General features: G+C 65.2%; 14 protein-coding genes. 8 read left to right on the top strand and 6 right to left on the bottom strand.

The window, feature by feature from the left end:
* The first annotated feature begins 95 nt into the window (after positions 1-95).
* The 3 genes from IPG63_11670 (at position 96) to speB (ending at position 3720) form a co-directional block, all read left to right on the top strand.
* Positions 96-1460, top strand: a complete 1365-nt coding sequence (locus tag IPG63_11670; GenBank protein ID MBK6727903.1) for an aspartate aminotransferase family protein — start codon at positions 96-98, stop codon at positions 1458-1460.
* A gap of 48 nt (positions 1461-1508) precedes the next feature.
* Positions 1509-2624, top strand: a complete 1116-nt coding sequence (gene ald, locus IPG63_11665; GenBank protein MBK6727902.1) for an alanine dehydrogenase — start codon at positions 1509-1511, stop codon at positions 2622-2624.
* Between the two features lie 118 nt (positions 2625-2742).
* On the top strand, positions 2743-3720 hold the full coding sequence (gene speB / locus IPG63_11660; protein MBK6727901.1) for an agmatinase: 978 nt from the start codon (positions 2743-2745) through the stop codon (positions 3718-3720).
* A gap of 176 nt (positions 3721-3896) precedes the next feature.
* Here the strand turns inward: speB and pyk are convergent, their stop codons facing one another.
* Positions 3897-5378 (bottom strand): pyruvate kinase, encoded by a 1482-nt coding sequence (pyk, locus tag IPG63_11655; GenBank protein MBK6727900.1) that lies wholly within the window; start codon positions 5376-5378, stop codon positions 3897-3899.
* A gap of 163 nt (positions 5379-5541) precedes the next feature.
* On the opposite strand from pyk, the gene IPG63_11650 reads away from it, so the two are divergent.
* The 3 genes from IPG63_11650 (at position 5542) to IPG63_11640 (ending at position 9555) form a co-directional block, all read left to right on the top strand.
* A complete protein-coding gene (locus IPG63_11650; protein ID MBK6727899.1) occupies positions 5542-6768 on the top strand; it encodes an NnrS family protein in 1227 nt (408 codons plus the stop codon).
* Between the two features lie 31 nt (positions 6769-6799).
* Positions 6800-8293, top strand: a complete 1494-nt coding sequence (locus tag IPG63_11645; GenBank protein MBK6727898.1) for a UbiD family decarboxylase — start codon at positions 6800-6802, stop codon at positions 8291-8293.
* 68 nt (positions 8294-8361) lie between these two features.
* Positions 8362-9555 (top strand): aspartate/tyrosine/aromatic aminotransferase, encoded by a 1194-nt coding sequence (locus IPG63_11640; GenBank protein ID MBK6727897.1) that lies wholly within the window; start codon positions 8362-8364, stop codon positions 9553-9555.
* A gap of 324 nt (positions 9556-9879) precedes the next feature.
* Here the strand turns inward: IPG63_11640 and IPG63_11635 are convergent, their stop codons facing one another.
* Together IPG63_11635 and IPG63_11630 are read right to left on the bottom strand one after the other, a co-directional pair.
* The gene (locus tag IPG63_11635) at positions 9880-11292 is read right to left on the bottom strand and encodes a DUF3320 domain-containing protein (GenBank protein MBK6727896.1); all 1413 of its coding nucleotides are present in this window, start codon (positions 11290-11292) and stop codon (positions 9880-9882) included.
* A gap of 27 nt (positions 11293-11319) precedes the next feature.
* Positions 11320-14550 (bottom strand): DUF4011 domain-containing protein, encoded by a 3231-nt coding sequence (locus tag IPG63_11630; GenBank protein ID MBK6727895.1) that lies wholly within the window; start codon positions 14548-14550, stop codon positions 11320-11322.
* Between the two features lie 164 nt (positions 14551-14714).
* Here IPG63_11630 and IPG63_11625 point away from each other — a divergent pair, with 164 nt between their 5' ends.
* A complete protein-coding gene (locus IPG63_11625; protein MBK6727894.1) occupies positions 14715-15092 on the top strand; it encodes an aminotransferase class I/II-fold pyridoxal phosphate-dependent enzyme in 378 nt (125 codons plus the stop codon).
* Between the two features lie 78 nt (positions 15093-15170).
* Here the strand turns inward: IPG63_11625 and IPG63_11620 are convergent, their stop codons facing one another.
* Both IPG63_11620 and IPG63_11615 read right to left on the bottom strand, forming a co-directional pair.
* On the bottom strand, positions 15171-15467 hold the full coding sequence (locus IPG63_11620) for a HigA family addiction module antidote protein (GenBank protein MBK6727893.1): 297 nt from the start codon (positions 15465-15467) through the stop codon (positions 15171-15173).
* An 11-nt stretch (positions 15468-15478) separates the two neighbouring features.
* Positions 15479-15760 carry a type II toxin-antitoxin system RelE/ParE family toxin gene (locus IPG63_11615; protein MBK6727892.1) on the bottom strand — a complete coding sequence of 94 codons (282 nt, stop codon included), beginning with the start codon at positions 15758-15760 and terminating at the stop codon, positions 15479-15481.
* Between the two features lie 193 nt (positions 15761-15953).
* Here IPG63_11615 and IPG63_11610 point away from each other — a divergent pair, with 193 nt between their 5' ends.
* A complete protein-coding gene (locus tag IPG63_11610; GenBank protein MBK6727891.1) occupies positions 15954-16484 on the top strand; it encodes an ORF6N domain-containing protein in 531 nt (176 codons plus the stop codon).
* Positions 16485-16723: 239 nt separating this feature from the next.
* Here the strand turns inward: IPG63_11610 and ipdC are convergent, their stop codons facing one another.
* Complete coding sequence (ipdC, locus tag IPG63_11605) at positions 16724-18355, bottom strand: indolepyruvate/phenylpyruvate decarboxylase (protein ID MBK6727890.1); 1632 nt, start codon at positions 18353-18355, stop codon at positions 16724-16726.
* Between the last annotated feature and the right edge of the window lie 6 nt (positions 18356-18361).

The following is an 18361-nucleotide window of genomic DNA, read 5'->3' as shown; positions in this document are numbered from 1 at the left end:
TTGAACACCGCAGGCCGCGAGCGTCCAACATCGGCGCGGCGTTGTAAAGTTTATTTGACACTGCTAGCGTGGTCGGCATTTCACGGAGCCCGGACATGAGCAGCGATCTCGACCAATTCCATAGCCACTATGCGAACGAGGCGACCTCGTCGCCCGAGCAGATGGGCGCGTTCTGGCTGCCGTTCACTGCCAATCGCCAGTTCAAGTCGAAGCCGCGCCTGCTCGCGTCCGCCAAGGGCATGTTCTACAAATCGGTCGATGGCCGCGAGATTCTCGACGGCACCGGCGGCCTGTGGTGCTGCAACGCCGGCCACGGACGCGACCGCATCGTCGCCGCCGTGCAGCAGCAGATCGCGACCATGGATTTCGCGCCGACCTTCCAGATGGGCCATCCGCTGCCATTCAAGGTCGCCGAGCGACTGGCCGCGATCGCACCCGCGGGGCTCGACCATGTCTTCTTCACCAACTCCGGTTCGGAATCGGTCGACACCGCGCTGAAGATCGCACTCGCCTATCACCGCGTGCGCGGCGAGGGACAACGCACGCGCATCATCGGCCGCGAGAAGGGTTATCACGGCGTCGGCTTCGGCGGCATCTCGGTCGGCGGTCTGCCCAACAACCGCAAGTTCTTCGGTCCGCTGCTGCCCGGCGTCGACCACATGCGCCACACCCTCGACATCGCGCGCAACGCCTTCAGCAGAGGTTTGCCCGCGCACGGCATCGAACTCGCCGAAGATCTCGAGCGCATGGTCGCGCTGCACGACGCGAGCACCATCGCCGCAGTGATCGTCGAACCGATCGCCGGTTCGGCTGGCGTGGTCATTCCGCCCGACGGTTACCTGAAGCGCCTGCGCGAGATCTGCGACAAGCACGGGATCTTGTTGATTTTCGACGAGGTGATCACCGGCTTCGGCCGCGTCGGCAAGGCCTTTGCGGCACAGCGCTTCGGCGTCACGCCGGACCTGATCACCTGCGCCAAGGGCCTGTCCAACGGCTCGGTGCCAATGGGCGCGGTGATTGCGTCGGGCAAGATCCACGACACCTTCATGACCGGGCCGGAAGGCGCGATCGAACTGTTCCATGGCTACACCTACTCGGGCCATCCGCTCGCCTGCGCCGCGGCATTGGCGACGCTCGACATCTATGCCGAGGAAAACCTGTTCGAGCGAGCGATCGAACTCGAGTCGTACTGGCAGGACGCCATCCACTCGCTGAAGGGGCTGCCGAACGTGATCGACATCCGCAACTTCGGCCTGATCGGTGCCATCGAACTGGCGCCGCGCGATGGCGTGGTCGGTGCGCGCGCCTTCGACGTGTTCAAGACCTGCTTCCACGACAAGGACCTGCTGATCCGTACCACGGCGGATGTGATCGCGCTCAGCCCGCCGCTGATTCTCGACAAGTCGCACATCGACAGGATTTTCTCGACGCTGGCGGATACGATTCGCGCCACTGCGTAAGGCGCAGCCAGCCCCACGATTTCGATTACCGCCCCGGGAGGGCAAATCATGTTGATCGGCGTACCCAAGGAAATCAAGAATCACGAGTACCGCATCGGCCTCACGCCGGCAGGCGCACGCGAGTTGACGCACCACGGCCACCAGGTGATGGTGCAGCGTGACGGCGGCAAATCGATCGGCCTGACCAACGAGATGTACGAGAAGGCCGGCGCGAAGATCGTCGATACCGCGGCCGAGATCTTTGCCCGCGCCGACATGATCATCAAGGTCAAGGAGCCGCAGCCGGTTGAATGCCAGATGCTGCGCCCGGGCCAGTTGCTCTACACCTACCTGCACCTGGCGCCCGATCCGGACCAGACCGCGGCCCTGGTGAAGTCGGGCTGCACCGCGATCGCGTACGAGACGGTGACCGATCGCAAGGGCGGCCTGCCGCTGCTCGCGCCGATGTCGGAAGTCGCGGGTCGCATGTCGATCCAGGCCGGTGCGCATGCCCTCGAGAAGGCGCAGGGTGGTTCCGGCGTGCTGCTCGGCGGCGTGCCCGGCGTGAAGCCGGCGGAAGTGCTGGTGATCGGCGGCGGCGTGGTCGGCATCAATGCCGCGCGCATGGCCATGGGCCTGAACGCGCGCGTGACCATCCTCGACCGTTCGCTCGATCGCCTGAAGTATCTCGACGAGTTGTATGGCGACAAGATCACCACGCTGTATTCGACCATCGACGCGATCGAAGACCTGCTGCCGATGACCGATCTGGTGATCGGCGCCGTGCTGATCCCTGGCGCCGCGGCACCGAAGCTGGTGTCGCGCAAGCATCTGTCGCTGATGCGGCCCGGTTCGGTGCTGGTCGACGTCGCCATCGACCAGGGCGGCTGCTTCGAGACCTCGAAGGCCACCACGCATCAGACGCCGACGTATGAAGTGGACGGCGTGATCCACTACTGCGTCGCGAACATGCCGGGTGGCGTCGCCCGCACCTCGACCTTCGCGCTGACCAACGCCACGCTGCCGTTCGCGGTGCAGCTCGCGAACAAGGGCAAGCAGGCGATGCTCGATGACGCGCATCTGCTCAATGGTCTCAATGTGCACGCCGGAAAGATCACCTTCGAAGCGGTCGCGAAGGACCTGGGCTACGACTACGTGCCTGCGGCGCAGGCGCTGAAGTCGTAAGAGCCACCCCACCCCGACCCTCCCCTGCGCTGCGCGCAAGGGAGGGAGAAAGAACAGTCGGCTTGTCTCCTCCCCTTCGCGCAGCGAGGGGGAGGCTGGGAGGGGGTCCGCTCTTCGCATGTCCAACGACAAATCTGTTCATCCGAACACCACCGACCTCGCGTTCACGCGTGAATCGCCGTACGGCACGCAAGCCGAACCGACCTACTCCGGCGCACTCAGCTTCCTGCGCCGGAACTATTCGAAAGACCTTGGCGGCGTCGATGTCGCCGTGGTCGGCATCCCGTTCGACACCGCAACCACCAATCGGCCGGGCACGCGCTTCGGCCCACGCGCGATCCGCCAGGCCTCGGCCTCGCTGGCCTGGTGCCGGCCCTACGCCTGGGACTTCGATCCGCTCGATCGCCTGCACGTGATCGACTACGGCGATCTGTACTTCGACTGCGGCCGGCCCGAAGCCGTACCTGAAGCGCTGCGCGCGCAGATCGCCGGCATCGTGCAAGCCGGCGTCGTCCCGCTCGCGCTCGGCGGCGACCATTTCATCGCCTACCCGATGTTGCAGGCGCTGGCCGCGAAGCACGGCGCGCTGTCGCTGATCCACTTCGATGCGCACAGCGACACTTGGGAAGACAGCGACGGCCGCATCGACCACGGCACCATGTTCTTCCACGCCGCGAAACAGGGCCTCGTCGATCCGGCGCGCTCGATCCAGCTCGGGCTGCGCACGTTCAATTCCGACAGCCACGGCTTCGAGGTGCGCGACGCCAACTGGATGCACGCCCACGGCATCGACGCCACCATCGCCGCGATCCGCGCGCGCGTCGGTGCGCACGCCTGCTACGTCAGCTTCGACATCGACTTCCTCGACCCCGCCTACGCACCCGGCACCGGCACGCCGGTGGTCGGCGGCTTCACCACGCAGGACGCACTACGCCTCGTCCGCGGCCTCGCCGGCATGCACGTGATCGGCGCCGACGTCGTCGAAGTCAGTCCACCCTACGACCACGCCGACATCACCGCGCTGGCCGGTGCCAGCATCGCGCATGAACTGCTGGCGGTGATTGGGTCGCGATATCCGGATCGCGCGGCGCGTTGACACGATGGTCGCGACCTCGCAGGCCACGCCGGTATTCGCCGCTTCGAAAAGCATGTCGGTCCAGGGCCGCATGACCATCGCCACCACCCCGGCGATCCCGCGTGCAGTTGCCGCCACCAGCATCAGGGAGCGCGGCTAGCGCGTGGTCGCGCCCCGCTCCGGACGATCGGAGCGCTTCACAGGTCGCCGAGCCCTTCTGCCCTGCCTTCCGGCCCGACTTCCAGCAGGCGCAGGGTGTTGGTGGCGCCCTGGTTTTCCATGCTGTCGCCGCTGGTGATCATCACGCGGTCGCCTTCGTGCAGGCAGCCGAGTGCGTGCAGGCGGCGGATGGCTTCGCGCGCGGCCTCGCGCGGAGGCAGACCGCGGGTGTCGAAGTCGATCGGGAACACGTCGCGCATCATCGCCATGCGTCGGCGTGCGCCGTCGTGGCGCGACAGCGCGTAGATCGGCACCTCGGAGCGGAAGCGCGACAGATAGCGCGCGGTACCGCCGGACTCGGTCAGCGCGATGATCGCGCGCACCTTGATGTGTTCGGCCAGAAACATCGCCGACATCGCGATCGCCTGGTCGACGCGCGCGAGATTGCGCGGCGCCGCTTCGAAATCAGTGTCCATCTCGAACTGGCGTTCGGCGCCGAGGCAGATGCGCACCATCGCCTCGACCGCCTTGGTCGGGTAATTGCCGGCGGCGGTTTCCTGCGACAGCATCACCGCGTCGGAGCCGTCGATCACCGCGTTCGCGACATCGAGCACTTCCTCGCGCGTCGGAATCGGCGACTCGACCATCGACTGCAGCATCTGCGTCGCGGTGATCACCACCTTGTTGCGCTCCAGCGTCTCGCGGATGATCTTCTTCTGCAGACCCGGCAACTCGGCGTCGCCGATTTCCACGCCGAGGTCGCCACGCGCGACCATGACCACATCGGATGCGTCGATGATCTCGCCAAGCAGCGGGATCGCTTCCGCGCGCTCGATCTTGGCGACCAGTGCTGCTTCCCAGCCTGCCGCCTTGAGCAGCGCGCGCGCTTCGTGCATGTCCGCGGCGTTGCGGCAGAACGAAACCGCGACGAAGTCCACCTTCAACTCGGCCGCGGTGATGATGTCGCGCTTGTCCTTGTCGGTGAGCGCGCCGAGCGACAGCCCGCCGCCCAGACGATTCAGACCCTTGCGGTCCGACAGCTTCCCGTCGGTCAGCACCGTGGTGCGGATCTCGACGCCCTCGATCGCATCGACACGCACCGCCATCAGTCCATCGTCGAGCAGCAGCGTGTCGCCAACCACGACGTCGTCGATCAGGCCGAGGTAGCTCATGCCGACGCGATTGCGGTCACCGGGCGCGGCGTCGGCGCTGCACACCAGCGTGAACGGATCGCCGGCCTGCAGCAGCACCTTGCCTTCCTCGAACTTCTCGATGCGGATCTTCGGGCCCTGCAGGTCGGCCAGCACGCCGACCTCGCGTCCCAGCTTGTGCGCGGCCTCACGCACCGCCTGGATGCGCGCGGCGTGGTGTTCCTTGGTGCCGTGAGAGAAGTTCAGGCGCACGACGTTGACGCCGGCGGCGATCAGGGCCTCGATCGCGCCGTGCGCATCCGATGCCGGGCCGAGCGTGGCGATGATCTTGGTCCGGCGCAGCGCGCCGTTGCTTGCTGTGTGGCTCATTCGTTCTGGTCTCGTTCGATTCGAGCGCGAATGTACCAGCCGCGACCGAACCCGCCATCTCCGTGCAATCGAATGCGCTCCGGCTTCGGCGCTGCATGCCGCACCCGGGCGCAGCCTGACCTGCATCAATCACGCAACACAGCGAGCGCGGGACAATGCGCAGATGAACACGATCCCCGAGTCCTTCCCCATTTCGCCGCGAATGCTGGCGGCGGCGCCGCACCGTTTGCTGTTCTTCGTCGGCGCCAGCAACGTGCTGGCGGCGATGACGTGGTGGGCGTTGTGGCTGTACCAGTCGCGCTTCGGCGACATCGGCCTGGCACAGCCGCCCCTGTTCGCCGGCTGGGCGCATGCGTTCGTGATGCAGTACCAGGTGCTGCCGCCGTTCATGTTCGGCTTCCTGCTGACGGTGTTCCCGCGCTGGATGGGGCAACCCGAGCTTTCGCCCTGGCATTACCTGCCGGTCGGGCTCGGGCTGCTCAGCGGACAACTGTTGTTCCTGGTCGGTCTGTTCGGCTTTCCGCACCTGGTGCAGATCGGCCTGTTCAACACCATCGCCGGATGGATTGCGGGACTGGCGTTCCTGTGGGGCCCGCTGCGCGCCGATCGTGGCCGCACCCTGCATTCGGCCAGCGCCTACGCGGCGCTGCTGTTCGGGCTGCTCGGGCTGCTGCTGTTCGCCCTGCACCTGCACACCGGATCGGTGCGGCTGATGTTCGCGGTGATCAAGATCGGCAGCTTTGCCTTGCTGCTGCCGATCTACACCACGGTTGCGCACCGCATGTTTCCGTTCTTCGCCAGCGTGGTCGTGCCCGGCTATGTCGGCTGGCGCCCTCTGGGCTGGCTGGGCGCGGTCTGGGCCTGTCTGTTGCTGCACCTCGCCGGGGAATTGGCGGCGCTGAACGCGTGGCTGTGGCTGGCCGACCTGCCGCTGGCCGCGCTCGCCGGCTACTGGCTGTGGCGCAATGCCCCGCGCGGCCCGATGCCAGCCTTGGCGCGCGTGTTGTTCGCCGGGTTCGCCTGGCTGCCGCTGGCGATGTTGCTGTTCGCGACCCAGAGCTTGTGGCTGCTCGCGAGCGGTGACCTGCACCTGGGCCGCGCTCCGGCGCACGCGCTGTTCATCGGATTTTTCGGCAGCCTGCTGGTCGCGATGGTCACGCGCGTGACCGCCGGACACTCGGGACGACCGCTGGAACTGGGTCGCGTCGCCGGCTTCGCTTTCCTCGCCATTCAGCTGGTCGCGCTGATTCGCATCGGAGCCGAACTGAGCGCCGACGCGATGGCCTGGCAGAGCGTGGCCGCGTTCGGCTGGCTGCTCGCATTCGTGCCGTGGGTGCTGCGCTCGCTCTACATCTACACGACGCCGCGCCGCGACGGACGTCCCGGTTGATGACATCCGGCAGCGCGGCGAGGAGCCTGTGATGAGCCACTTCCACGACTTGCGCACCTTCCTCGCGCACCTCGAAGCCCGCGGCCAGCTGCGGCGCGTGCACGAGCCGGTCGATCCGCATCTCGAAACCACGGCGCTCAGCCTGCATGCCCTGAAGCAGCAGGGGCCGGCGCTGCTGGTCGAACATCCGACCGGCGCCGCCCATGCCTATCTCGGCAATCTGTTCGGGCATCGCAGCCGCATCGAAGCGGCACTCGCCGGGCGTCCGCTGGCATCGCTGCGCGAGCTCGGCGAACTGCTCGCAGCGATCAAGGAACCCCGCTGGCCCTCCAGCCTGAAGGATGCACTGGCGTTGTGGCCGGAACTGGCACAGCTCGCACATGTCGCGCCGCGCGCGCAGCGCGAAGCCGCGTTCAACGAAGTGGTGCTCGAAGGCGACGACATCGATCTCGCGCGCTTGCCGATCCAGCACTGCTGGCCGGACGATGCCGGCAAGCTGATCACGCTCGGTTTGGTGATTACCCGCGGCACCCGCCAGCGCCGCCAGAACGTCGCGATCTATCGCCAGCAGGTGATCGGCCGCAATCGCGTGATCATGCGTTGGCTGCCGCATCGCGGCGGCGCGCTCGACTTCGCCGATTTCCAACGCGAGCACCCGGGCCAGCCGTTCCCGCTGCTGGTCGCGATCGGCGCCGACCCGGCAACCACGCTGGTCGTAGTCGCGCCGGTGCCGGACACGATCTCCGAATACGAGTTCGCTGGCCTGTTGCGCGGCGAACGCACGCGCGTCTGGCACAGCGAACGCACCGGACTCGACGCGCCCGCCGGTTGCGAGATCCTGATCGAGGGCCACATCCACCCGGGCGACACCGCGCCCGAAGGCCCGTTCGGCGACCACACCGGCTACTACAACGCGCGCGCCGAGTTCCCGGTGCTGACCATCGAGCGCCTGCGCCTGCGCCGCGACGCGATCTACCAGGGCAGCTACATGGGCCGCGCGCCGCACGACGAACCTTCGGTGCTGGCGATGGCGCTGAACGACGTGTTCGTGCCGATCCTGCGCAAGGTGTTCCCGGAGATCCACGACTTCTACCTGCCGCCCGAAGCCTGCTCGTACCGCATCGCGGTGGTCAGCATCCGCAAGCAGTACGCCGGCCACGCGCGCCGCATGATGATGGGCATCTGGTCCTACCTGCGCCAGTTCACCTACACCAAGTTCGTGATCATCACCGACGAGGACATCGACGTGCGCGACTGGTCGCAGGTGATCTGGGCGCTGTCGACGCGCGTCGATCCGGCGCGCGACTCGATGCTGGTCGAGAACACGCCGATCGACTACCTCGATTTCGCGAGCCCGGTGCCCGGGCTTGGCTCCAAGCTCGGCCTCGACGCAACCCGCAAGTGGCCAGGCGAAACCAGCCGCGACTGGAGCCGCACGATCGTGCCCGACGCTGCCGTGGCGCGGCGCATGGAGGCGTTGTGGGGCCGCATTCTGACCACTGCGGGTGCTTCCGAATCGCCATGATCCTGCCGCGAGCCGCGGCTTGCACCGCGCTACGCTCGCGTTCTCCCGCCACCGCCCACGAGGCTTCGATGTTCGAGCATCTGCAGACCGCGCCCGACGATCCCATCCTCGGCTTGATGGCGCGCTTCCGCGCCGACTCGCGCGCCGAACGCATCGACCTCGGCGTCGGCGTGTTTCGCGACGCCGACGGCCACACGCCGATCCTCGACTGCGTGCGCGCGGCCGAGCAGATGCGTCTGGCCGAGGAGACCACCAAGACCTACCAGGGCATGGCCGGCGATGCCGAGTTCAATGCCGCGGTCGCGTCGCTGGCGCTCGGCGACCACGCCGCCCTGCGCGACCATCGCGTGTTCACCGCGCAGACCCCGGGCGGTACCGCCGCGCTGCGCGTCGCCGCCGACCTGCTCAAGCGCAGTCGTCCGGACGCGACCCTGTGGCTGCCGGACTCGACCTGGGCCAACCACGCCGCGGTATTCCGCGCCGCCGGCCTGGCGATGCGCGAATTCCCGTACTACGACGCCGCGAAGCAGACCCTGCGCGGCGACGCCATGCTCGCCGCGCTCGCCGAGGTGCCGGCCAACGATGTCGTCGTGCTGCACGCCTGCTGCCACAACCCCAGCGGTGTCGACGTGCCCGCGGAACTGTGGCGGGCGATCGCGGATCTGGCGCAGAAGCGCGGCTTCCTGCCCTTCATCGACATGGCCTACCAGGGCTTCGGCGAAGGCCTCGATGCCGACGCGCAGGGACCGCGGCTGCTCGCAGCACAACTTCCGGAACTGCTGCTCGCGACCTCGTGCTCGAAGAACTTCGGCCTCTACCGCGAGCGCACCGGCGCCATCAGTCTGGTCGCCGCCAACCCGACCCAGGCCGCCGCCGCGGGATCGGTGCTGCTCACCGGCGTGCGCAACATCTACTCGATGCCGCCCGCGCACGGCGCCGCCATCGTCGCGCGCATCCTGACGCGCCCGGCGTTGCGCACGCAGTGGCTGCAGGAACTCACCGCGATGCGCGAACGCATCGCCGCCATGCGCAGCGGCGCCGTCGCCGCACTCGCCGCCGCCGGCGCCGAACGCGACTTCGGCTTCATCGCACGGCAACACGGCATGTTCTCCTTCCTTGGCCTGACGCCAGCCCAAATCACCCGCCTGCGCGACGAGTTCGCGGTCTACATGCTCGACAGCAGCCGCATCAACATCGCCGGCCTCGCCCCCCGCAACCTCGACCACTTCGCCCACGCCGTCGCCAGCGTCTTGCGCGACTGAGAACGGCTCGCGACGACTCCTCAGGCTGCGGCACGCAGACGTTGCACCGGAGTCTTGCGAGCGGAAAGAGCGGAGCGCGCGGCTTCGAGGTCGAAGTCGTTCCGCAGACCCAGCTTGCCGTGTGGCCCGACTCGCACTGGCGTGAGTCAGAAAAGCGAATGCTCTGGGCTCCGAATTTCGGCTACTGCGGAGCGGTGAGTCAAACCAAGGCGTCTTGACCAACATCGCGCTCTCCAGGAGCCCGACTATCTGCTTGTCGAACGATCGTTTCGAGCCACCGACAGCTGGCCGGCATCCAAGCGCAGAGCGCCAGACGCCACCAAGTCATCGACCTGCTTCTCGATCTTCTCTCGAAGTTGCGTACTGGTCTGCTGAAAACCCAGCCATCGCGCGATCGGAACCGACACCTCCGCCGAGCCTACCCGGTGACTCAGCTCGACCAGTTTGCGGATCGCGTAGCGGATCTCGGAAGGCGGCAGCATTTCTACTTGCCGGAGCGACCGCGATTCGGTGTTCGCGCGGTTTCGCAGCATTGGGGTGTGCTTCGGCGAGATCAGAAACGCTCCGTCCTCGACACACCGCCCCTTGCGTACAGGCGAAATCTACTGCCGACTTGACCGCTGCCTGGATACGCGAACCTGCACGACCTAGCCCCCAAAGCATTCGTACGCGCTGCACGACTTCGCTCTCGTGGATTGGGGCTTCCACGGATACGATTTGCTTGACGATGTTCGCAAGTCGGTCGACTGACAGATCGTGGATTTGTTCCGACTGCGGCACCTGGAACCGTGCCTCCACATATTCTTCGCTTGGGCTCGCTGCCTGCACGACCACCTGCGCTTCGTCTTCGCCAATTGTGTCGACGTCGATCTTGATCGCCGTTGCTTGCTGCACCTTGGGAGCGGCTGACGCGCTGTCTCGAGAATCGGCAATGGCGCGATCGATGGCTGCGAGAACGATGCGAAGCGTCTCCGTCGGCCGGTGCAGCCAGTCGGCACTCCAAATGCGGTGGATGCGCCAGCCATGATCTTCAAGCACCGTCTGGCGCAAACGATCACGATCGCGCGCAGAACGCGACGAGTGGTAGGCAGCTCCATCGCATTCAATGCCGAGCACATAGCGCCCAGGCTGATCCGGATCGACGATAGCGAGATCGATAAAGAACCCAGCCATGCCAACCTGGGTATGCACCGTATGTTCGGACGCTTCGATCTTCTCCTTCACCGCCTCCTCGAACGCCGATTCCATTTCTCGTTCAGTGCGTTGACTCAGCTCGAGACGACCGGTCTCGGCGAACTTGAGGTAGATCTTGAGCGCGGCCGCCCCACGTGATTTCGCGCGCTCGAGGTCGATGTCGTCGGCAGAAATGGACGAATAAACTTCGCAACGCCAGCGAGCGCGGGATATCAACACGTTCAGTCGCCGCTCACCGCCTGCAGTGGAAAGCGGACCGAAAGTCATCGTCATGTAGCCGCTGGCATCCCGTCCGTAGCCAATCGAAATCAGAATGACGTCGCGTTCATCGCCCTGTACGTTTTCCAAGTTCTTGACGAAGAATGGTTCAATCTTGCTGCCCTCGAAAAATGATTCCAGATCCGGCCTGGTGCGGCGCAGCGCCTCCAGTTGATCAAGTATTGCCTGCTTCTGGGCTTCGGAGAATGCGACAACTCCTAGGCTGCGTGCAGATTCGTGCTCGGCGAATTCCAACACGGCGCGGGCGATCGCCTCAGCCTCCATCGCATTCTGTCGAGGCTTGCCACGATCTTAGATGCCTGGCACCTTGCGCAGCTTCAACCCGGACGCCGCAGCGAGATTCTCCGGGCTAGGCACAATGAACAACCCTGCCGCGTAAAACTCTCGATTGGATACCGCGATAAGTGAATGGTGGCGGCTGCGGTAGTGCCATCGCAGCATTTGGTCCGGAATTCCACGCGCACGACAAAGTCCAAGGATGCTCTCAACGACGGTCGCCGCACCGACGTCTTCATCCTCGTCATCTTCAGCGGTGTCGTTGCCGGTCATGCGGCTGAAGAACCTAGTCGGAGGCAACTGCTTGTCGTCACCGACAACGACGATTTGTTTGCAGCGTGCGATCGCGCCCAGGGCGTCTACCGGTTCCACTTGGCTCGCCTCGTCAATCACAAGCAGGTCGAATTCCACTGCACCGGGAGCGAGGAACTGCGCGACGGACAGCGGACTCATCATAAAGACAGGCTTGATCTGCTGAATCACTGTACCCGCGCGCGTCAACAACCTGCGCAGCGCCATATGCTTGGACTTCTTGTTCATTTCCTGGTGCAGCGTGCCGAGCGCACCTGTGCCAGTGTTGACGCGAGGGAGGCTGTCGAGATGTCGCCTGACGACCTGTAGTCGTATCCAGTCCAGGTGGGCGCGATCCAGTTGCCGAAAGCGCGTGACAATCTCTGAATGCGTCCGGCCTTCGAACTGCGCCAGTGCTGGGTACATGCGCACCGCGAATCGAAGCAGCGAATTGAAATACGCTTGGTCGAGCGCGCTTTCAACCCGCGCTGTCGTCAGTGAGCCCGTGACGATCGGAGCGAGGAAAACTTGAAGCGCGCCGTTGCGCACACGTTCGGAAGCAGCGTGAAAATTGACCCACGGCGACAGCGATTCCGAGCCTTCCGCCCAAGAACGCAAGCGATTGACAAGGTCTAACAACGGCAGCTCAACGATCCGGTCGACACCGAACGCGACGGGAATCTCCAGTTGCACAGCCTCCACCAATTCAGCGAGTTCAGTCGAACGCTGGAAGAGCTTTTCGCCGAGCTTGGCTGCGAGCGCGCCCATCGCGGCAGGTTGATTTACCCGAGCCACCAGATCGACCTGCGCTGTGGCCATCTTGAGCGCCTTGTAGCCAGCGACCCAGTTGATCTGCGCTTCAAGCTGATCCCAGCGACTTGCGAGGCCACTCCAGCGCGAGCCGAAAGCCGAGCGGGCAAAGTCGTCTTGCTGCCCGAGTCGCACCTGCAAGTGGCGCGTTTCGTCCAGTCTGTCGAGCAACGCTCGACGTTCCTCAAACGACTTCGGCAACGATTTGGTCACGGCGAGCCGGAGTTGCCGCACAGCCGACCGGTAGTCGCCATGAAACCAGCGCAGCCACGATTGTCCTCGCTGCAGGTAGACGGCCTTGTCCGCGGTCCATTCGCGCTCGAGGGCATCCGCACGAACTGCATCGCCAAGTTCGTCGCGCACTATCGAATGGCGTCGACCGTCGGCAATGATCTTTCGTACCTGATCAAGTCCGCTTGCCCATACCGTGGAGGCAAGACTGCTGCGGTCCACATCGGGCAGCTTGCCCAGTTCGGTACCAAGTCGACACAAGCACTCGATGGCTGACAGCGTCGCTGGGCTCTCCTGCTCAAGCATGCCGGCGATCTTTGCCGCAGCGGACGCCAACCCATCCAACTCTGCCGCGAGCTGTTGGGACTTGTGGCTGATTGCTCGCGCTTCGTTGGGCAGTACGGCTGCCAAGCGAACACCACGCCAAGGATGATCCGCAGGCAGGCCGATGCCAGCCACTCGCGACGCGAGGTCATGTAGCGCACTTCGGGCAGCTCGCAGCTCAGTCGGCGACCATGTCTCGGGTTGCGCGATGACGACGTGATCGTATTCGTGTGCTCCGCGGAGACCAGCGATAGCGCCGATAACGTTGAAAGGCGAGAGCTCGGTGGCGCCGAGTCGGGCATGAAGGGCGCGAGCGTGATGGTTGAGCGCGTCGGTGTGGGACGACAGGTCGGCCGACTGGTCCGAGATGCCGTCGGAACTTCGTAAGGTCAGAGCCAACGTACGCGCCAACTCATCGAGCACGGTTCGCTTGTGCGCCTTGTTGCTGTGCAGCTCGAGCGCGATCTGCCCGAGCCCGACTCGTTCCAGGTTTCGTTTGACGACTTCGAGCGCGGCCAGCTTCTCGGCCACAAACAGAACTTTCTTGCCCGCATGCACCGCGTCGGCGATAAGGTTGGTGATCGTTTGCGACTTTCCCGTACCGGGTGGGCCTTGCACGACCAAGTCGCTGCCGCGGTCGACCTCAGCGATCACCAAGCTCTGCGAGCCATCCGCATCGACTACATGCACCCGCTTGGCCGGAGGCACCAACTCGTCGATGTTCGTGTGGGATGGAATGGGCGGCGCAGCATGCGGGAAACCATCCCTCAGCAGGCTCTTTATCTTTCCGTGCTCGTCGATCCGGGCACTCTCGGGCCAAGTTGCGGAATCCAGGTCGCGGTACATCAGGAACTTCGCGAACGAGAAAAATGCCAAGACGATGTCATGCCGACGTACACGGAATCGCCGCGCTGGCTCGACTGCCTTCGCTACCTGCGACAGATACGCCGCTGGGTCGAAGTCATCGGAGTACTCAAAGCTCGGCAGCTTGATACCGAGTTCCTTCAAGCGCTCCGCCAACGACAGATTCTCGGTCAGATCATCCTGGTCCCACGCGATCGAGAACCTCGAACCTGCCGTCTTGCGATCGATGCGAACCGGAATCAAGATCAGCGGCGCCAATCGCGCGAGCTGCGAACGGTCGCTCTCGAACCATTCAAGCTGCCCGAGCGCAAGGTAGAGAATATTCACGCCCTGCTCTTCCAACAGCGTGCGTGCGTCGTAATAGATGGTCAGAAGTCGCTTCTGCAGAGATTCAGAGGACAATCTTGTTTGCAGCTTTAGGTCACGATGCCGGGCTGCGACGCCTTCTGCGTCTACATCCGCCGGATCAGATTTGGGCAACTCCACGAGTTCGCTCGCAGTTCCTCCCGCAGCCCCATCTTCGGCTGCGGCAGACTCACGTCCTGCAGCGAGCGTGAGCGACTTTTGCTCGCGAACCAAGAGGCGAAACAGCTCTTCGCTTAGCTCGTCGTGCACATGCACAATTCGTCCGGCGGAACTCTCTCTTGGAAGGCTCAGCAGCCGATTCCTTGTCGACAAGTCGAGCAGGCTGCGGCGAGCGTGATCAAGGAGAGCCGCTATGGTCATGTATCGCCTCTTCTATTCGAAACTGACGCTTGCATCACCAGCGTACCGGAAAGCCGAAGATTCGTAAGCGTCCCGCCAAGCCCACTTTTCCGCCGCTGTTGATCGGGAAGCGGTCGTCGTCGAGGCAGGCGACAAGCCCAGCACAGGCCGCCGCCGCGGGATCGGTGCTGCTCACCGGCGTGCGCAACATCTACTCGATGCCGCCCGCGCACGGCGCCGCCATCGTCGCGCGCATCCTGACGCGACCGGCGCTGCGCACGCAGTGGCTGCAGGAACTCACCGCGATGCGCGAACGCATCGCCGCCATGCGCAGCGGCGCCGTCGCCGCACTCGCTGCCGCCGGCGCCAACCGCGACTTCGGCTTCATCGCACGGCAACACGGCATGTTCTCCTTCCTTGGCCTGACGCCAGCCCAAATCACCCGCCTGCGCGACGAGTTCGCGGTCTACATGCTCGACAGCAGCCGCATCAACATCGCCGGCCTCGCCCCCCGCAACCTCGACCACTTCGCCCACGCCGTCGCCAGCGTGCTGCGCGGCTGAGCACCCACTCCGATCATCGCGACCGCGGGTCTGCACGCTGCGGCGAATTCTCCGAGAACTGCGACGGCCGGTGGATCGTCAGGCTGCGGCAGGCAGACGTTGCACCGGGATCTTGCGAGCGGAAAGGGCGAAGCGCGCGCCTTCGAGGTCGAAGTCGTTCTGCAGGCCCAGCCAGAAGCGTTCGCTCGTCCCAAACGCCAGCGCCAAACGCACTGCGGTGTCCGCCGAGATGCCGCGCTTGCCGAGCACGATCTCGTTGATGCGCCGCGGCGGCACGGCCATCGCGCGCGCCAGTGCGTTCTGGCTGATGCCGAGCGGCAACAGGAACTCTTCGAGCAGGATTTCGCCAGGATGAATGTTGGGCAGAGCTTTCAAGGTTTTCATGGTCAGTGGTAATCCACGATCTCCACATCATGCGCGTCGGCTTGCATCCAGCGAAAGCAGATGCGCCATTGGTCGTTGACTCGGATGCTGTGTTGGCCCTTGCGCTCGCCGAGCAGCGGTTCCAGGCGGTTCGCGGGCGGAATGCGCAGGTCCGCCAGACTGCTGGCGTTGTTCAGCATGCGCAGCTTCCGTCTGGCGATCGACTGAATCGCGAACGGAAGACGCCGGGACACCTGCCCCTGCCACACGCGTTCCGCTTCCTTATCGACAAAGTTCCGAATCACGATTGAACCATAACGCGTTCCGCCATATGACGCAACACGTTATGACGCACCGTACAGCCATCAGGACTCAGGGACTCAGGGACTCGCGGCCGACGCCGAGGCGCTTGCTCTCGCCAAACGTCCGCTCCAGCCAGCCGCCGAGTGGAGCCACTCGCCGACCACGCCCCGTCGATACGCCGCAGCAACCCGAGCACTGTGCAAACAGTGCACCACCGCCTTCTATGGCGTGCCAACAAAGCGATTCAACGAGGCGGTCAAACGCAGCCTCGCGAAGTTTCCGGAAGACTTCATGTTCACGCTGACAGTGGACGAGTGGACCGCTTTAAGGTCGCAAAGTGCGACCATAAAGACCGGACGCGGACAGCATCGCAAGTATCTGCCGAACGTCTTCACCGAGCACGGCGCACTGATGGCCGCCATGCTGCTCAGCAGCCCGCGTGCCATCGAGATTTCGGTGTACGTCGTGCGCGCCTTCGTGCAATTGCGCGAACTGGTCAGCAGCCACCGCGATTTGACCAAGCGCCTTGACACCCTCGAACAAAAAACTCAGGCGCTCGCCTTCCAACACGACGCCTTCAGCCGCAACACCCGCAACCAACTCAAGCAAGTCTTCGACGCTCTGCGCGAACTGATGACCCCACCCGATCCGCCCAAGCGGCCGATCGGGTTCGTGGTGCATGAGGACAAAGGCAGCAAATCCAAGAAGTGCGAAGGACGGCGATGAATGTCCAAGCGCTGCAACACCTTCAACATGTCCGTCAACTCGGAGGAACTGATCGCAGACATGCGTAGCACCACTGCGGCACTCCAGGTTCAGGGTAAGCGTCCGGCCAATCCAACTTCCCGCAGCGGAAAGGCTGTGCTTACGGCGCAACGGGCTGCCAGGTGTGCGGTAGCAGTTCGCCGATACGGCTGTTGAGTTGAATCAGCAGGCGCGTCATCCGCCACCGCCCACACCACCAATCAATGCGCCGCACGGGCGCGCAGGGCGCGGATGCCGTCGGAGAAGCGTTGCAGGGTGGGGGTGCAGTCGCCGGGGGCGATCATCATTTCGATGAGCTGGAAGCGGCCGCGCTCATTGAAGGCGGCGGCGAGGGCGGCGCGCAGTTCGGTGGGCGTGCGCACGCGGTGGCCGCGGCCGCCGAGCACGTCGGCGAGATCGGCGTAGCGCCAGTCGCCGAGGTCGGCGCAGCGTGACTCGGGCTGGAACGCGCGGATCATCTCCCAGCTCTGGTTGTTCAGCACCACCACGATCGGGTCCCAGCCGTAGCGGCGGCAGTTGCCGAGTTCCCAGCCACTCATCTGAAAGGCGCCGTCGCCGACCAGGATCAGCGGCCGCTCACCGGTGGTCGCGGCGACACCAAGACCGGCCGGCACGCCGAAGCCCATCGAGGCGTAATAGCCGGGCGCGACCAGCGGCGTCGGCAACAATTCCATCGCCGCGAACAGGCAGTCGCCGATGTCGGAGACCAGCGGGAAGGCGCCGCGTTCGCGAATCAGGTCATTCAGCGCCGGGCTCAGGTCGGCGGCGCGCAGCGGACGATCCGAATCGACCAATCCCTCGGGATACGCCGGCGGCGGCGGCAGCGTGCGCGTCGCGTCCGCCGGTGGCAGCAGCGCCAGCATCGCATCGACCAGCGCCGCCAGCGGAATGTCCTGATAGAGATGGTGGCTGACGCGCGCTTCGCGATGCTCGGCGATCAGCGTGCGACGGAAGTCGAAACGCTCGGCGGCGACGCCGAAGTTGCTGTCGGACGGGATCACGCCGAGCATCACCGGCAGGTCGGACTCGTCGAGCAGCGCCGTCGTTTCCGCCGCACCGGCCACGCCCAGATAGGTGCCGTGCACCTCGACGCCGTGATCGGCGAGCAGGCCGCGGCCCATGAACGTGGTCAGCACCGGCAGCGCCAGACGCTTGGCCAGTTCCGCGACCTGCGCCTCGACGCCGAAGCGCCGCACTTCGATATCGACCACCAGCACCGGACGCTTGGCGGCGTGGATGCAGTCCAGCCACTCGGTCGCGCATTCGGCGACCGCGGCCGGATCGAACGGGCTCGGCGGCAGCATCGGCACCGCGGCCATCGGCCGCTCGGTCATGTCGCGCGGCACCTCGATCAGCACCGGCTGCGAATACTCGCGGCAACTGCGCAGCACGCGCGCGATCTCCGCCGGCGCGCGCTCGGCATCGGTCAGGCGCACGCGGTCGCAGGTGATCTCGCCGAAGATGCGCCACTGCGAGTCGATGCTGCGCACCTGGTGGTGCAGCACCAGGCTGGAGTGGCGCTCGACTTCGCCTGGGCAACCGGCGACCACCACCAGCGGCGAGCGTTCGGCAAAAGCGCCGGCGACGGCGTTGACCACGTTCAGCGCACCGGCGCCGTAGGTCACCGCGATCACGCCGAGGCCGCAGTTCATGCGCGCCGCGGCATCGGCGGCGAAGCCGAGCGAGGGTTCATGGCTGAGCGTGTACAACGGCAGGATGCCGCTCGCCTCGATCTGCTTGTACAGCGGCAGAATGAAATCGCCGGGAATGCCGAAGATTTCGCGCGCGCCGTGCGCCTTCAGTGCATGCAGCAGATTCAGACCAAGGGACATGGGGGC

The sequence above is a fragment of the Lysobacterales bacterium genome (assembly GCA_016703225.1).
Classification (GTDB): Bacteria; Pseudomonadota; Gammaproteobacteria; order Xanthomonadales; family Ahniellaceae; genus JADKHK01.
The sequence above is the reverse complement of the archived record's forward strand: the minus strand, read 5'-3'. Positions and strand labels throughout refer to the sequence as shown.

Bases quoted from the DNA above. Each gene is read 5' to 3' on its own strand.
- IPG63_11645 (MBK6727898.1), top strand. From the start codon at position 6,800: ATGAGCCACTTCCACGACTTGCGCACCTTCCTCGCGCACCTCGAAGCC.
- ipdC (MBK6727890.1), bottom strand. From the start codon at position 18,355: ATGTCCCTTGGTCTGAATCTGCTGCATGCACTGAAGGCGCACGGCGCG.
- IPG63_11650 (MBK6727899.1), top strand. From the start codon at position 5,542: ATGAACACGATCCCCGAGTCCTTCCCCATTTCGCCGCGAATGCTGGCG.
- IPG63_11630 (MBK6727895.1), bottom strand. From the start codon at position 14,550: ATGACCATAGCGGCTCTCCTTGATCACGCTCGCCGCAGCCTGCTCGAC.
- IPG63_11640 (MBK6727897.1), top strand. From the start codon at position 8,362: ATGTTCGAGCATCTGCAGACCGCGCCCGACGATCCCATCCTCGGCTTG.
- IPG63_11635 (MBK6727896.1), bottom strand. From the start codon at position 11,292: ATGGAGGCTGAGGCGATCGCCCGCGCCGTGTTGGAATTCGCCGAGCAC.
- pyk (MBK6727900.1), bottom strand. From the start codon at position 5,378: ATGAGCCACACAGCAAGCAACGGCGCGCTGCGCCGGACCAAGATCATC.
- speB (MBK6727901.1), top strand. From the start codon at position 2,743: ATGTCCAACGACAAATCTGTTCATCCGAACACCACCGACCTCGCGTTC.
- IPG63_11670 (MBK6727903.1), top strand. From the start codon at position 96: ATGAGCAGCGATCTCGACCAATTCCATAGCCACTATGCGAACGAGGCG.
- ald (MBK6727902.1), top strand. From the start codon at position 1,509: ATGTTGATCGGCGTACCCAAGGAAATCAAGAATCACGAGTACCGCATC.